We start from the raw sequence: 13,974 nt of genomic DNA on the forward strand, positions 1-13,974 counted from the left end.
CGCTAGCCGTACGGAAGCTTGTTATGCGTTGCCTGTTGTTCGCCTGCCTGTTGCTTGGTTCTTTTCCGTCGCTGGCCCTGGATCGCTTCCAGGTCGAGGGCTACACCCTGCGCAACGGTTTGCAGTTGCTACTCAAACCCGGCACTGACCGCGGGCATGTGGCGATCCGGCTGGTGGTCGGCGTTGGCCTGGACGATTTCAATTGCGAAGAAAAGGAATTGCCGCATCTGCTGGAACACCTGTTGTTCAGCGGCATCGACGCCAGTGGCGAAGGTGGCCTGGAAGAACGCATGCAGGCCCTGGGCGGTGAGTGGAACGCCTTCACCAGCAATGCCGATACGACTTTCGTCATCGAAGCGCCGGCGAAAAACCAGCGCAAGGTGCTCGACCTGCTGCTGGCGCTGCTGACCCAGACCCGTTTCGACGACAACGCCATCCACGCGGCCAAGCAAGTGGTCGAGCGTGAAGACGGTGGCCACTACTCGCACCTGCAACGCTGGCTCGATCGTCAGGACCTCGGCCACACGGCTAGCAACCAACTGGCCGTGGAGCTGGGCCTCAAGTGCCCGGAGCGTGCGCAAGTCGATGATCTGACCCATGAGCAACTGGAGCAGGTGCGCAAGGACTGGTATGCGCCGAACAACATGACCCTGATCGTGGTCGGCGACCTCGACAAGTTGCTGCCGGCCTATCTGGAGCGGGCGTACGGCGCGCTGGACGCGATTACGCCTGGCGAGCATCCGCCGCTGCCGCAAATCCAGGCCAGCGCCGCCCATGAGCGCACCTTGACCCACGGTCTGGTCGGCAACAGCGCCAAGTTGCACTGGCTGGTGCCGGAGCCGGTGCTGGACGACGGGCACGACCAAACCTTCGATTTGCTCAAGGACTACCTGGATTGGGCGCTCTATCGGCAGCTGCGCCTGGCTCACGCTTTGTCCTACGGCCCGTGGGCGGAACGCGAGGTGTTCGGCGGCGTGGGTTTCATGAGCCTCAATGCCGATCTTGAACGCGACGACGTGCTCGCGGCCGAACAAGTGCTCGATGACTTGAAGGCCGGACTGCTCAAGGACGGCCTCAATGCCGACACCTTCAACCGCCTCAAACAGGCCGCGATTGCCCGTCAGGCCTGGGCCGTACAAGGCAACAGCGCGTTGGCCGACTACTACTGGAGCGCCATCGGTGATTACGAGGACGGCCGCTTCACCGACCCGGCCCGTGAGCTGCAAGGGGTGACGCTGGAAGAGGCGAACAAGGCCGTGCGTGAGCTGCTGTTGCAGCCGGGGTATTTGCGGATCGAGAAGCCGCTGTTCAGCTATGACCAGTTGATGTGGTTGGCGGTCGGTGTGGCGGGGCTGATCGTACTGATATTGCTGGGCTGGCGTTTGCACCGCCGACAGTAATCATTCCATCTGGCGAGTGACTAACTGTGGCGATCCGACAAGCCCCCTAGCCACATTTGATCTTCTGTCTGCTCACCGGGTTTTATGTTCGGTCAGGCTGAACGACCCCTCGCCACAGCGCCGCACCAACGGTACCCTGTCGAGGTTTTTTCCTACGACTACTGTGAAACCGCCGAATGCAAAACCTGACCCTATTCGTACAGCGCATCCTCGAATTGATGAAGCGCTACCCTGGGGTTATTGCACTTGGTGGTTTCATCTCCGGGGTGGGCAGTTTCATTCTGGTCGATCGCCAGCAAGGCCTGGCGAGCTGGATCACCACCATCATGCTGATCAGCTGGATCTGGCTGATGCTGGAAAACAGTCTGACCAAGCTGTTCACGCGCATTTTCAAGCGCGAAATTCCGGAACCGTTGCTGCGCTATGCAACGCAGATGATCCATCAGGAAAGCCTGTTCTTTGTCCTGCCGTTCTTCTTCATCACCACGACGTGGAACAGCGGCCAGCTGGTTTTCACTGGGCTGCTGGGCGTCGCGGCGCTGATTTCGATCATCGACCCGCTCTACTACAAGTGGCTGGCGCCACGGCGCTGGGCGTTTCTGGCCCTGCACACCCTGACCCTGTTCGCCGCCCTGCTCACTGCGTTGCCGGTGATCATGCACCTGACCACCGCACAAAGTTTCAAATGGGCGCTGGGCATCTCGGTGCTGTTGTCGTTTCCGAGCCTGGCGTCGATCTTCCCGATTCGTACCATACGCAGTGCGTTGGCGATTTTGAGTATCACCCTGGGCATTGGCGTCGTCGGTTGGGAGCTGCGCTCGTGGGTGCCGCCGGCGACGCTGTGGATGACCGACGTGGCCATCAGCACGCAAATGCAGGACCGCACGCCTGGTGCCAGCCTCGAAGAAGTCAGTGCCGAACAGATACGCAATGGCGGGCTCTACGCGTACACCGCGATCAACGCCCCGCGTGGCCTGGACGAGCGGATTTATCACGTCTGGCAGTTCAACGGTAAAGAGGTCGACCGCATTCCTCTGGATATTCACGGCGGGCGCAAGGAAGGTTACCGGGCCTGGACCCACAAGCAGAATTTCCCGGGCAACCCGGCTGGCAAATGGCAGGTTCGGGTGCTGACCGAAGATGGCCAGGTCATCGGCGTGCTGCGCTTCAAAGTCACGGACAGCACAGCGATCAAAGAAAAGTAATCCGGTTCGTGCTATTACGTAGGCTGCGTAATCACTGAACAAGCACGGAGCTTATGATCAGCAGCACGATGGCCGGCAACGCCCGATTAGACACGTCGCTTACCCCTGCGCGGTTGCGGGTGACGGGCGACTGGACGCTTACCCATTACGCTGACCTCAAACTGTTGAGCGAAAAGCTCCACGGCCAGTACGACGCCAACACCCCCATCGATCTCAACGGTCTCGGCGCCCTCGACACCGCCGGCGCCTCGCTATTGGTAGAGCTGCTCGGCTCCGAGCGCCTTGGCCGCTCCGCCGAACATCCTGATTGCACACTCTGCGCCGCCGATCGGGCGTTGCTGCAAACCGTCTACTGCTCGTTGACCGATTTCTGCATACCGATCAAGGAGCCGGAAGTCAGCGTTACCATTCAGTTGCTGACCCGCATTGGTCGCGCTGTGGACATCGTCTGGCAGGACACCCTGCAACTGCTGGGTTTCGTCGGCCTGATCATCGAAACCATCGTCCGCGGCCTGTTCCGTCCCAAGCGCTGGCGCGTCACACCGATGATCGCCCATATCGAACAGACCGGTCTCGACGCCGCCCCCATCGTTGCGTTGCTGACTTTTCTGGTGGGCGCCGTGGTGGCGTTTCTCGGGTCGACGGTGCTGGCCACTTTCGGCGCCACCGTCTTCACCGTGGACCTGGTGGGGTTTGCCTTCCTGCGCGAGTTCGGTGTGTTGCTGACTGCGATCCTGATGGCCGGGCGCACCGCCAGTGCGTTCACGGCGCAAATCGGTTCGATGAAGGCCAACGAGGAAATCGACGCCATCCGCACCCTGGGTCTCGATCCCGTGGAGTTGCTGGTGGTGCCGCGGGTCCTGGCGTTGCTGATCGCCCTGCCGATGCTGACCTTCCTGGCGATGCTGTCGGGGATTATCGGCGGTGCCGTGGTCTGCGCGCTGGCGCTGGATATCTCGCCGGCGATGTTCCTGTCGCTACTGCAAACGGACATCGGCGTTCAGCACTTTCTGGTGGGGATCGTCAAAGCCCCGGTCTTCGCCTTCCTTATCGCTGCCATCGGTTGTCTTGAAGGCTTCAAGGTCAGTGGCAGCGCCGAGTCCGTCGGCGCCCACACCACGTCGAGCGTGGTGCAGTCGATTTTCGTGGTGATCGTGATGGATGCGATAGCCGCGATGTTTTTCATGGAGATGGGTTGGTGAGTCGTGTCCCCCGTGCGCCCTCCGAGGCGGTGATTGAAGTCCGTGGACTGTGCAACCGCTTTGGCCGCCAGAGCGTGCACGAGAACCTCGACCTGGACTTGTACAAAGGCGAGATCCTCGCCGTGGTCGGCGGCTCCGGCAGCGGCAAATCGGTACTGCTGCGCAGCATTGTCGGGCTGCGCCAGCCCAGCGAAGGCGTGGTGAAAGTCTTCGGGAAAAACCTGCCGTCCTTGTCCGAACACGAGCGTTCGCTGGTGGAGCGGCGATTCGGCGTGCTGTTCCAGAAAGGCGCGCTGTTCTCTTCGCTGACCGTAACCGAGAACGTCGCCCTGCCGCTGATCGAACACGCCGGCTTGAGCCGCAACGACGCCGAGCACCTGGCAGCGGTGAAAATGGCCCTGGCCGGGTTGCCGCTGTCGGCGGCGGAGAAGTATCCCTCGTCGCTGTCCGGTGGCATGATCAAGCGTGCCGCGCTGGCCCGGGCATTGGCGCTGGATCCGGACATCCTGTTTCTCGACGAGCCCACCGCCGGCCTCGATCCGATCGGTGCCGCTGCGTTCGACCAATTGATCCTGACCCTGCGCGATGCTCTGGGCCTGAGTGTCTTTCTGGTGACTCACGACCTCGACACGCTCTACACCATCACTGACCGGGTGGCGGTGCTGGCGCAGAAAAAAGTGCTGGTGGCGGACGCCATCGACAAGGTGTCGGAAACCAACGATGCGTGGATTCACGAATACTTCCATGGCCCTCGTGGCCGCGCGGCATTGACGGCCGCCCAACAGCTCAACGAGGTCTGACATGGAAACCCGAGCCCATCATGTATTGATCGGCCTGTTCACGGTGATTGTGGTGACGGCCGCGCTGCTGTTCGGCCTGTGGCTGGCCAAGTCCAGTGTCGACACCGAGTTCAAGGACTACGAAGTCGTGTTCAACGAGGCCGTCAGCGGTTTGTCCAAGGGCAGTTCGGTGCAGTACAGCGGGATCAAGGTCGGCGACGTGATCTCGCTGCGCCTGGACCCGAAAGACCCGCGCCGGGTACTGGCGCGAATTCGCCTGGCCGGCGATACCCCGGTCAAGGAAGACACCAATGCCAAGCTGGCCCTGACCGGGGTCACCGGGACCTCGATCATCCAGCTCAGTGGCGGCACGCCTCAGAGCCCGACGCTCAAGGGCAAGGACGGCAACCTGCCGACCATTATCGCCTTGCCCTCGCCCATCGCCCGCCTGCTCAATGACAGCGAGGACCTGATGGCCGGGGTGACCACGCTGATGCATAACGCCAACCTGATGTTCTCCACGGAAAACATCGAGCGCATCAGCAACACCCTGGAGCATCTGGAGCAAACCACCGGGACCATTGCCGAGCAGCGCGGCGATATCCGCCAGGCCATGCAGCAACTGGCCTCGGTGGGCAAGCAGGCCAACACCATGCTGGAGCAGACCACGGCGTTGATGCGCAATGCCAACGGGCTGCTCAACGAACATGGCAAGGAAGCGCTGGGCAGCGCCGAGCAGGCGATGAAGTCGCTGCAGGAGAGCAGTGGCACCCTCAACAAACTGATCACCGCAAATCAGGATTCTCTCAACAGCGGCATGCAAGGCCTCAATGGCCTGGGCCCGGCGGTGCGTGAGATGCGCGAAACCCTGAGTTCGTTGCGCACCATTACCACACGCCTGGAAGCCAACCCCAGCGGTTACCTGCTGGGCAGTGAAAAGACCAAGGAATTCACGCCATGAAGCTGATTCGGATTGCCCTCTTCGCTGGCTTCACGCTGATCAGTTCGTGCTCGATCCTGCCCAAGCCCGAGCCCTTCGAAGTCTATCGATTGCCGTCGGCTCAGAGCGCATCGGCCAGCCATGGCACGCCGCAGCGCTGGTCGCTGCGCCTGAGCAAGTTCCAGTCCAGCGAAGCGTTGAACAGTCCGAATATTGCCGTGATTCCTCAGGGCGATGTGATCAGCCACTACAAGGGTTCACGCTGGAGCGACCCGACGCCGGTGCTGGTGCGCAATCGCCTGCTGGAAGGTTTCCAGCATGACGGACGGGTGCCGTTGCTGAGCACCGATGACAGCATTTTCCAGACCGATCTTGAATTGGGCGGCAGCCTGCAGGCGTTCCAGACTGAATACCAGGGCACGAATGCCAGCACGGTCGTGCGTCTGGATGCATTGCTGGTGCGCAGTTACGACCAGCGCATCCTCGCCAGCCGCCGCTTTGAAGTGCGCCAGCCACTCAGCGATGTGCAGGTCCCGGCTGTGGTGGTCGGGTTCGGTCAGGCGAACGATCAGTTGACCACGCAGGTGGTGAACTGGGCGGTTGAGCAAGGGCAGAGGCTGGCGCCGCCACCCAGACCTTGAAAGCCTGCGCAGTCCCCTGTGGGAGCGAGCTTGCTCGCGATGACTGAGGTACATTCACAATCATTGTGCCTGACACACCGCTATCGCGAGCAAGCTCTCCACAGTTGATTTGTGTCGGCCGTATCAGCGCTGCAAAAACGCCTGATGCAGTTCAACCAGCGTTTCAAAATGATACGCCGGCGCTTCGGCGCTCAACTCTTCGTGGCTGCCGAACCCGTAACCCACCGCTGCCGCGTCCAGCCCGTTGCTGCGTGCGCCGATCAGGTCGTGCTTGCGGTCGCCGATCATCAGGGTGTTGGCCGGGTCCAGGTTTTCTTCGGCCATCAGGTGAGCAATCAGCTCGACCTTGTTGGTCCGGGTGCCATCCAGTTCGCTGCCGTAAATCACCTTGAAGTGTTTGGCAAAGTCGAAATGCCGGGCGATTTCCCGGGCGAACACCCACGGCTTCGAGGTCGCAATATACAGCTGTCGGCCTTGCCCGCTCAGGGTTTCCAGCAGCGGCGTGACACCATCGAACACCCGGTTTTCGTAGAGTCCGGTGACCTTGAAGCGCTCGCGGTAGAAATTCACCGCCTCCCACGCCTTCGGCTCGTCGAAATCGTAGAACTGCATGAACGCCTGCAACAGCGGCGGGCCAATGAAGTGTTCGAGCTTGCTCAGGTCCGGCTCATCGATCCCTAGTTTGCTCAAGGCAAATTGAATAGAGCGGGTGATGCCTTCGCGTGGGTCGGTCAGGGTGCCATCGAGGTCGAACAAAACGGTTTGGTAATGCATGTTGAATCCTGAATAAGAGTGCCGGGTCAAAGCTGGTCGTAACCTTCGGCCAGATGCAGGTCCTTGAGCTTCACGTAGTTCGCTGCGCTGTAGGTGAAAAAGGCGCGCTCCTTGTCGGTCAGCGGGCGGATCTGCTTCACCGGGCTGCCCACATACAGGAAGCCGCTTTGCAGATGCTTGCCCGGCGGCACCAGGCTGCCGGCACCGATGATCACATCATCGTCGACGACCGCGCCGTCCATGACGATGCTGCCCATGCCGATCAACACTCGGCTGCCTATCGAACAACCATGCAGCATGACCTTGTGGGCGATGGTCACGTCATCGCCGATCAGCAATGGAAAGCCATCCGGGTTGAACGGCCCGGCGTGGGTGATGTGCAACACGCAGCCATCCTGCACGCTGGTGCGCGCGCCGATGCGGATGCGGTGCATGTCGCCACGAATCACTGTCAGCGGCCAGATGGAGCTGTCTTCGCCAATTTCAACGTCGCCGATCACCACCGCCGAGCCGTCGACAAAAGCGCCTTTACCCAGCAGCGGCGTGTGGTTCTGATACTTGCGAAGGTTCACGATAGGGTTTCTCTCTGTTGCTGATAGCTGCGGTGAGCGTCGATTGTAATTAAGATGACTGCATGTTTCTCCAGCCAAGGTATCAACCGTGAGCGTGAACAACCCTCTTTTGCAGTCCTACGACCTGCCGCCGTTCTCCGCCATCCGCGCCGAACACGTACAACCGGCCATTGAACAGATCCTGGCTGACAACCGTGCCGCCATCGTCGAGATCCTCAAGACCCAGGCCAAACAGCCAACGTGGGCCGGCCTGGTGCTGGCGATGGACGAGCTCAACGATCGCCTGGGCGCCGCCTGGAGCCCGGTCAGCCACCTCAATGCCGTGTGCAACAGCGCCGAACTGCGTGAAGCCTACGAGTCGTGCCTGCCGGCCTTGAGCGCCTACTCCACCGAGCTGGGCCAGAACCGCGAACTGTTCCAGGCCTTCGAAGCCCTGGCCAGTAGCCCGGAAGCGGCCGGTTTCGAGGTGGCGCAGAAAACTATCCTGGAACACTCCCTGCGTGACTTCCGTCTGTCGGGTATCGACCTGCCGGAAGCCGAGCAGAAGCGTTACGCCGAAGTGCAAAGCAAGCTGTCCGAGCTGGGCAGCCGTTTCTCCAACCAGTTACTCGACGCCACTCAGGCGTGGACGAAACACATCACCGATGAAGCCGCCCTCGCCGGCCTGACGGATTCCGCCAAGGCGCAAATGGCCGCCGCGGCCCAGGCGAAGGACCTGGATGGCTGGCTGATCACGCTGGAATTCCCGAGCTATTACGCGGTGATGACCTACGCCCAGGACCGCGCATTGCGTGAAGAAGTTTACGCGGCGTACTGCACCCGTGCGTCGGACCAAGGCCCGAATGCCGGCCAGAACGATAACGGCCCGGTCATGGAAGAAATCCTCGACCTGCGTCAGGAACTGGCAAAACTCTTGGGTTTCAGCAGTTTCTCCGAGCTGAGCCTGGCGACCAAAATGGCCGAATCCAGCGATCAGGTACTGAGTTTCCTGCGCGATCTGGCCAAGCGCAGCAAGCCGTTCGCCGCCCAGGATCTGGAGCAGCTCAAGGCTTACGCCGCCGAACAAGGCTGCCCGGATCTGCAGAGTTGGGACAGCGGTTTCTACGGTGAAAAACTCCGTGAGCAGCGTTACAGCGTGGCCCAGGAAGCCCTGCGCGCCTACTTCCCGATCGACAAGGTGTTGAGTGGTCTATTTGCCATTGTTCAGCGCCTGTACGGCATCGAAATCGCCGAGCTCAAAAGCTTCGACACCTGGCACCCGGATGTCCGCCTGTTTGAAATCAAGGAAAACGGCCAGCACGTCGGTCGCTTCTTCTTCGACCTGTACGCTCGCGCCAACAAGCGCGGAGGTGCCTGGATGGATGGCGCCCGCGACCGTCGCCGCACGGCTGGCGGCGTGCTGCAAAGCCCGGTGGCGAACCTGGTGTGCAACTTCACCCCGGCCGACAGCGGCAAGCCTGCGCTGCTGACCCATGACGAAGTCACCACCCTGTTCCATGAATTCGGTCACGGCCTGCATCATCTGCTGACCCGCGTCGAGCATGCTGGCGTGTCCGGCATCAACGGCGTGGCCTGGGATGCGGTCGAACTGCCAAGCCAGTTCATGGAAAACTGGTGCTGGGAGCCGGAAGGTCTGGCGCTGATTTCCGGTCATTATGAAACCGGCGAACCACTGCCGCAGGACCTGCTGCAGAAAATGCTCGCGGCGAAAAACTTCCAGTCCGGCCTGATGATGGTCCGCCAACTGGAGTTCTCGCTGTTCGACTTCGAACTGCACGCCACCCACGGCGACGGCCGCAGCGTGCTGCAAGTGCTCGAAGGCGTGCGCGACGAGGTTTCGGTGATGCGTCCACCGGCCTACAACCGCTTCCCCAACAGCTTTGCGCACATCTTCGCTGGCGGTTACGCCGCGGGTTACTACAGCTACAAATGGGCTGAAGTGCTGTCCGCCGATGCATTTTCGAAGTTCGAAGAAGAAGGCGTGCTCAACGCCGACACCGGTCGCGCCTTCCGCGAAGCAATCCTGGCCCGTGGCGGCTCCCAGGAACCGATGGTGCTGTTCGTCGACTTCCGTGGTCGTGAGCCATCAATTGACGCACTCTTGCGCCACAGCGGCCTGAGTGAGGACGCGGCAGCATGAGTGAGGGACCTGTGATTACGAAAAAACGCTTTATCGCCGGGGCGGTCTGCCCGGCATGCAGCGAGCCGGACAAATTGATGATGTGGAATGAAGACCAGGTCCCGCACCGTGAGTGCGTGGCCTGCGGTTACTCCGACACGCTCAATGAACAAGGGCTATCGGTGCCCAAGGAGTTGGGTACGCGGGTTAATACCAGCGCACTCAAACCAGCCGGCACCAAGGTTCAGGCGGTTCAGTTCTTCCCGAACCCGAAACTGAAGAAAAAGCCGGACGAACAGCACTGAGTGAAAAAAAGCCCCCTTGCGCCATGCAGCGGGGGCTTTTTTTATTCAATATGGGCGGACTTGAACCAGCTCTTCATCGAGCACGTGGCGAACGGGCTGGTGCTGCAATCGCCATTGGCCAGGGCCGTGCGCAGTTTTTCGACGTCGGCCTGCATCATGTAGCGGATGCCGTCCTTGAAGTGGGTACTGTCACCAAAGCCGCCCTGGGTCATTTCGTTCAGGGCCTCTTCCTTGGTCCAGCCCTGGATGACAACCCGGTACATGGCCGCCATCAGGCCGGTACGGTCGGAGCCGTGTTTGCAATGCATCAGCACCGGGCCTTTGGCTTCGGCAGACTTGATGGCGCGCAAGGCCTTGAGTACATCGGCGTCATCCACATGGTTGGTGCGATAAGGCAGTTGTACTTGAGTGATGCCTGGCGTAGACAACCAACTGGAGTCCGCTTCAGGCAGGAAGTTGATCACCGTCCCGACCTTGAGTGTCTCCAGCAGCGGCACCGCCCCCTTGTCCGGCAAGGCGCTGCGATAGAGCGTCGGCGACATCTGGAAGAGGTTGTATTGCTTCTCTACCGGTTGAGCCCAGTCTGCCGGACGGTGCATCACACTGTCGTCAGCAAGTGCCGATGTCAGGTTAACGAGTGCGACCAGCGACAGGCATATTGCAGATAAAAAACGTGGTAAAGGCATGCTTGAGCGACCGTTCAGAAAGGGACGGGAAGATGGTGGCAAGGATTAGTCATGCACGGTCAAAGGCCTGTGAGCGGACCGTCAAAGAATCGTGAAGTCCGCGCTCGGGTTACAGTTTCAGTTTGATGAATGTTTTGAGCAACTCGTTCAGTGCGGTCCCATAGTCAAACACCTGTCCAGTTTCAGGGTTGCGCTCACTACCTTCAAAAGGCGAGCCGGAGTCCGCAGATTTGGTCTCGTACACACCGAGGCTATACAGTTGGTGATCCTCTTCATCAATGTCGAAGACCTCAACATCTACTCGAAGCTCGGGTGGTTCAGCGGGAAGACGATAAAGATACGCTATGCCCTCAGGAGCAATTATTTGTTGATGATAAAAAGCGAGTGCAAGCTCCGTAAGAGCTGCATTGTCCTTTTCGTCGATACTATTGTCTGGGGTAACATTAATGTCGGACCACGGGTCAAAATCGAGCTTTAAAGTTTTACCGTCGTCTTTTATATGGAGTGTCACGGATGGAGCAGTCGCGAGAGCATCAGCGAACTGCCCCATTGTTTTGTTCAGATACTCGCCTGCCCTTATTAGCTTGATAACTACCTGCACATCTTCCGGCGTTTCTATTTGTTGTAGATAAGCACCGGTTTTTATGGGCGTGGACATTTTTATTCTCGTGGCTGTCTGGAATGCATGCGGGAGCCCGCATGCATTCGGCAATAGCGCTTTCCAGTGATTGAAAAGTCAGGGCTCAGGGATTGACGATACTGGCATAAGCCTTTGCCAGCGCCTGTAGCTTGGCTTTGTCGTCGGCATCGACGTCACCGTCACCGTCTACATCCTTTCCAACGACCCTGATGCTGAAAGAATTACCGCCGTCAGAGGAAACGGCATTGAAAAAAACCGAGTCCACCAGTGCTTCAACTTGCTTTTCGTTATCGGCATCCCAGCTTAGTTCCTTGCGTGCCAGTTGCAGAGAAACAACTGTATTGGGCTCCGAAAGGCTCGGTTGCATCAGTTGGAGGAAGATACCGCGCTGATTAAAAAAAGACATCAATAAATCCTTTTATTGGTTAGGTGTAGGTGGCGTTGCAGGAGAGGTGAATATACGATTTGGTATTGAATTCAGCCACGCGCTATATGTTTCGTTAGTTTGCGGCTGGCGTGTTAATTATCAGCTGAGCGATCTGCCATCGAATCGCAGGCCGAACGGTACTGGGCGCTAGCGACGCTTTCGTGTACTGTATGAATATACAGTCAAGAGGGTCCGTCGATGACCACTTCACTACCCCCTCGCGGCCGCGGCCGCGGCACCGCAACCAACCCGCACAACCGTTTTGCCCCCAGCCATTCGGTGGTTGAGGACGACGGCTGGTACCAGGAAGTACCGCTCACACAGGGCACCGAGGTGCGCATCGAAACGGCGAAAACCATCATTACCCGCAACACGTCGCCGGACTTGCCCTTCGATCGCTCGATCAATCCCTATCGCGGCTGCGAGCACGGTTGCATTTATTGCTATGCGCGCCCCAGTCACGCCTATTGGGACATGTCGCCGGGGCTGGATTTCGAGACAAAGCTGATCGCCAAGACCAACGCCGTGGATGTGCTGGAAGAGCAACTGTCCAAACGTGGTTATCAATGCGCACCGATCAATCTGGGTTCCAACACCGACCCGTATCAACCGATTGAGCGTGAATACCAAATCACCCGCCGAACCCTCGAAGTGTTGCTGCGCTACCGCCATCCGGTAACCATCGTTACCAAGGGATCGCTGATTCTTCGCGACCTGGACTTGCTGACCGAGCTTGCCAGCCAAAGACTGGTTGCGGTAATGATCAGCCTGACCACCCTGGACGACGAACTCAAGCGCATCCTCGAACCGCGCGCCGCAGCGCCCAAGGCCCGGTTGCGGGCGATCAGGGTCATGCGCGATGCAGGCATCCCGGTGGGCGTGCTGTGTTCACCGATGATTCCGATGATCAACGACAGCGAACTCGAAAACCTGCTCACCGAGGCCCATGCGGTCGGGGCACAGAGCGCCGCTTACATGATGCTGCGCTTGCCACTTGAAGTGGCGCCCCTGTTCGAGGAATGGCTGGCGGCCCACTACCCTCAACGGGCGGCGCATGTGCTGAGCCTGATTCGCCAGAGCCGTGGCGGCGAGCTTTATGACAGCCGCTTTGGTGCGCGGATGCGCGGTGAAGGCCCGTTTGCGGACCTGCTGGCGCAGCGCTTTGCCAAAGCGATCAAACGGCTGGGGCTCAATCACCGGGAGGGGTTCAATCTGGACTGCGAAGCCTTTTGTCCGCCCGGTCGCCAAATGTCGTTGATTTGAGGACAATTGGCCTATGGTTGAGTACTGAAGATCGCGCTCACGCCTTAGGCTGGTCACGTTTTTTGTGACCTGGAACACGCGTCCTAGAGCGTTTTATTCAGTTTCAATTAAGATTCGGCCGCTACCTTGTTCATCGAGTGACTGATGGGTCGAGATGTTTGGCCTGGATGTTTTTTAACCAGCCACTGGCATCACACCGGAACACACGGGATGACTCCCTGAGCCCGCCAATGAGGATGAATTGATGAGTGACAAGGATAAACAGCCGTTGGCTGCGTCGGCTTCAGCCCAACCCGAGGCGGAAACCGCCGATGCAGCGTTGCAGCACATCGTTGACGGCTTTTTGCATTTTCATCATGAGGTCTTTCCCCAGCAGGAAGAGCTCTTCAAGAAACTCGCCACGGCCCAGCGGCCGCGAGCGATGTTCATTGCCTGCGCCGATTCGCGCATTGTTCCTGAATTAATCACTCAAAGCTCCCCAGGCGATCTGTTCGTGACTCGCAACGTCGGCAATGTTGTGCCGCCTTACGGGCAAATGAACGGCGGTGTTTCCACGGCTATCGAGTACGCCGTGCTGGCCCTCGGCGTGCATCACATCATCATTTGCGGGCATTCCGACTGCGGCGCGATGCGTGCGGTGCTCAACCCGGACAGTCTGGAAAAAATGCCCACGGTCAAAGCCTGGCTACGTCATGCCGAAGTGGCCAAAACCATGGTGCAGGAGAACTGCAACTGCTCCAGCGAAAGCGAAAGCATGCACATCCTCACCGAAGAGAACGTGATCGCCCAATTGCAGCATCTGCGCACCCATCCGTCGGTGGCCTCGCGCATGGCCAACGGTCAGCTGTTTATCCACGGCTGGGTCTACAACATCGAAACCAGCGAAATCAAAGCGTACGACGCCGATCGAGGCTGTTTCCTGCCGCTCAATGGCAGCCTGCCGATTCCTGTGGCGACGCCCAAAGCGCGCTTCTAAACCCTCCTAAATCGTTGTGTGGTTCATCCGAGGCTGCCGTTCAGG

General features: G+C 59.4%; 15 protein-coding genes. 10 read left to right on the forward strand and 5 right to left on the reverse strand.

The features are described from left to right. Window positions 1–23: 23 nt before the first annotated feature. The 6 genes from AC1DKH_RS06650 (at window position 24) to AC1DKH_RS06675 (ending at window position 6,167) form a co-directional block, all read left to right on the forward strand. On the forward strand, window positions 24–1,400 hold the full coding sequence (locus tag AC1DKH_RS06650; protein WP_477797769.1) for a M16 family metallopeptidase: 1,377 nt from the start codon (window positions 24–26) through the stop codon (window positions 1,398–1,400). A gap of 176 nt (window positions 1,401–1,576) precedes the next feature. Next, the gene (locus tag AC1DKH_RS06655; RefSeq protein WP_477763121.1) at window positions 1,577–2,605 is read left to right on the forward strand and encodes a DUF5924 family protein; all 1,029 of its coding nucleotides are present in this window, start codon (window positions 1,577–1,579) and stop codon (window positions 2,603–2,605) included. A gap of 53 nt (window positions 2,606–2,658) precedes the next feature. Further along, window positions 2,659–3,807 carry an ABC transporter permease gene (locus AC1DKH_RS06660; protein ID WP_477797770.1) on the forward strand — a complete coding sequence of 383 codons (1,149 nt, stop codon included), beginning with the start codon at window positions 2,659–2,661 and terminating at the stop codon, window positions 3,805–3,807. Continuing rightward, window positions 3,804–4,607: an ABC transporter ATP-binding protein gene (locus AC1DKH_RS06665; RefSeq protein WP_477759764.1), complete on the forward strand. Its 804-nt coding sequence runs from the start codon at window positions 3,804–3,806 to the stop codon at window positions 4,605–4,607. Before AC1DKH_RS06660 ends, AC1DKH_RS06665 begins: the two co-directional genes overlap by 4 nt. 1 nt (window position 4,608) lies before the next feature. Beyond that, window positions 4,609–5,547 carry an MlaD family protein gene (locus tag AC1DKH_RS06670; protein ID WP_477753450.1) on the forward strand — a complete coding sequence of 313 codons (939 nt, stop codon included), beginning with the start codon at window positions 4,609–4,611 and terminating at the stop codon, window positions 5,545–5,547. Then, window positions 5,544–6,167 carry an ABC-type transport auxiliary lipoprotein family protein gene (locus AC1DKH_RS06675; protein ID WP_477797771.1) on the forward strand — a complete coding sequence of 208 codons (624 nt, stop codon included), beginning with the start codon at window positions 5,544–5,546 and terminating at the stop codon, window positions 6,165–6,167. The genes AC1DKH_RS06670 and AC1DKH_RS06675 overlap by 4 nt, the downstream gene beginning before the upstream one ends. 123 nt (window positions 6,168–6,290) lie before the next feature. Here the strand turns inward: AC1DKH_RS06675 and AC1DKH_RS06680 are convergent, their stop codons facing one another. Together AC1DKH_RS06680 and AC1DKH_RS06685 are read right to left on the reverse strand one after the other, a co-directional pair. Beyond that, on the reverse strand, window positions 6,291–6,941 hold the full coding sequence (locus AC1DKH_RS06680; RefSeq protein WP_477797772.1) for an HAD family hydrolase: 651 nt from the start codon (window positions 6,939–6,941) through the stop codon (window positions 6,291–6,293). A 26-nt stretch (window positions 6,942–6,967) separates the two neighbouring features. Beyond that, window positions 6,968–7,513: a gamma carbonic anhydrase family protein gene (locus AC1DKH_RS06685; protein WP_477797773.1), complete on the reverse strand. Its 546-nt coding sequence runs from the start codon at window positions 7,511–7,513 to the stop codon at window positions 6,968–6,970. Between the two features lie 88 nt (window positions 7,514–7,601). Between AC1DKH_RS06685 and prlC the strand changes: the two genes are divergently transcribed. Further along, window positions 7,602–9,653, forward strand: coding sequence for an oligopeptidase A (gene prlC, locus AC1DKH_RS06690; RefSeq protein ID WP_477797774.1), 2,052 nt, complete (start codon window positions 7,602–7,604; stop codon window positions 9,651–9,653). Then, window positions 9,650–9,937, forward strand: coding sequence for a YheV family putative zinc ribbon protein (locus AC1DKH_RS06695; RefSeq protein ID WP_477797775.1), 288 nt, complete (start codon window positions 9,650–9,652; stop codon window positions 9,935–9,937). Before prlC ends, AC1DKH_RS06695 begins: the two co-directional genes overlap by 4 nt. Window positions 9,938–9,978: 41 nt before the next feature. Here the strand turns inward: AC1DKH_RS06695 and AC1DKH_RS06700 are convergent, their stop codons facing one another. From AC1DKH_RS06700 to AC1DKH_RS06710, 3 genes are all read right to left on the reverse strand, one after another. Beyond that, window positions 9,979–10,623 (reverse strand): phosphatase domain-containing protein, encoded by a 645-nt coding sequence (locus AC1DKH_RS06700; RefSeq protein ID WP_477753445.1) that lies wholly within the window; start codon window positions 10,621–10,623, stop codon window positions 9,979–9,981. A 109-nt stretch (window positions 10,624–10,732) separates the two neighbouring features. Beyond that, a complete protein-coding gene (locus AC1DKH_RS06705; RefSeq protein ID WP_477797776.1) occupies window positions 10,733–11,281 on the reverse strand; it encodes a hypothetical protein in 549 nt (182 codons plus the stop codon). 85 nt (window positions 11,282–11,366) lie between these two features. Continuing rightward, window positions 11,367–11,669 (reverse strand): hypothetical protein, encoded by a 303-nt coding sequence (locus AC1DKH_RS06710; RefSeq protein ID WP_056726732.1) that lies wholly within the window; start codon window positions 11,667–11,669, stop codon window positions 11,367–11,369. 219 nt (window positions 11,670–11,888) lie between these two features. On the opposite strand from AC1DKH_RS06710, the gene AC1DKH_RS06715 reads away from it, so the two are divergent. Both AC1DKH_RS06715 and AC1DKH_RS06720 read left to right on the forward strand, forming a co-directional pair. Further along, window positions 11,889–12,953, forward strand: coding sequence for a PA0069 family radical SAM protein (locus AC1DKH_RS06715; protein ID WP_477797777.1), 1,065 nt, complete (start codon window positions 11,889–11,891; stop codon window positions 12,951–12,953). A gap of 244 nt (window positions 12,954–13,197) precedes the next feature. Next, window positions 13,198–13,929: a carbonic anhydrase gene (locus AC1DKH_RS06720; protein WP_477797778.1), complete on the forward strand. Its 732-nt coding sequence runs from the start codon at window positions 13,198–13,200 to the stop codon at window positions 13,927–13,929. The last annotated feature ends 45 nt before the right edge of the window (window positions 13,930–13,974 follow it).

Source organism: Pseudomonas sp. 05L36 (genome assembly GCF_056398125.1).

Excerpts from the sequence above, each read along its gene's own strand:
- AC1DKH_RS06650 (WP_477797769.1), top strand. The coding sequence starts at position 24 with ATGCGTTGCCTGTTGTTCGCCTGCCTGTTGCTTGGTTCTTTTCCGTCG.
- AC1DKH_RS06655 (WP_477763121.1), top strand. The coding sequence starts at position 1,577 with ATGCAAAACCTGACCCTATTCGTACAGCGCATCCTCGAATTGATGAAG.
- AC1DKH_RS06660 (WP_477797770.1), top strand. The coding sequence starts at position 2,659 with ATGATCAGCAGCACGATGGCCGGCAACGCCCGATTAGACACGTCGCTT.
- AC1DKH_RS06670 (WP_477753450.1), top strand. The coding sequence starts at position 4,609 with ATGGAAACCCGAGCCCATCATGTATTGATCGGCCTGTTCACGGTGATT.
- AC1DKH_RS06675 (WP_477797771.1), top strand. The coding sequence starts at position 5,544 with ATGAAGCTGATTCGGATTGCCCTCTTCGCTGGCTTCACGCTGATCAGT.
- AC1DKH_RS06680 (WP_477797772.1), bottom strand. The coding sequence starts at position 6,941 with ATGCATTACCAAACCGTTTTGTTCGACCTCGATGGCACCCTGACCGAC.
- AC1DKH_RS06695 (WP_477797775.1), top strand. The coding sequence starts at position 9,650 with ATGAGTGAGGGACCTGTGATTACGAAAAAACGCTTTATCGCCGGGGCG.
- AC1DKH_RS06700 (WP_477753445.1), bottom strand. The coding sequence starts at position 10,623 with ATGCCTTTACCACGTTTTTTATCTGCAATATGCCTGTCGCTGGTCGCA.
- AC1DKH_RS06705 (WP_477797776.1), bottom strand. The coding sequence starts at position 11,281 with ATGTCCACGCCCATAAAAACCGGTGCTTATCTACAACAAATAGAAACG.
- AC1DKH_RS06710 (WP_056726732.1), bottom strand. The coding sequence starts at position 11,669 with ATGTCTTTTTTTAATCAGCGCGGTATCTTCCTCCAACTGATGCAACCG.
- AC1DKH_RS06715 (WP_477797777.1), top strand. The coding sequence starts at position 11,889 with ATGACCACTTCACTACCCCCTCGCGGCCGCGGCCGCGGCACCGCAACC.
- AC1DKH_RS06720 (WP_477797778.1), top strand. The coding sequence starts at position 13,198 with ATGAGTGACAAGGATAAACAGCCGTTGGCTGCGTCGGCTTCAGCCCAA.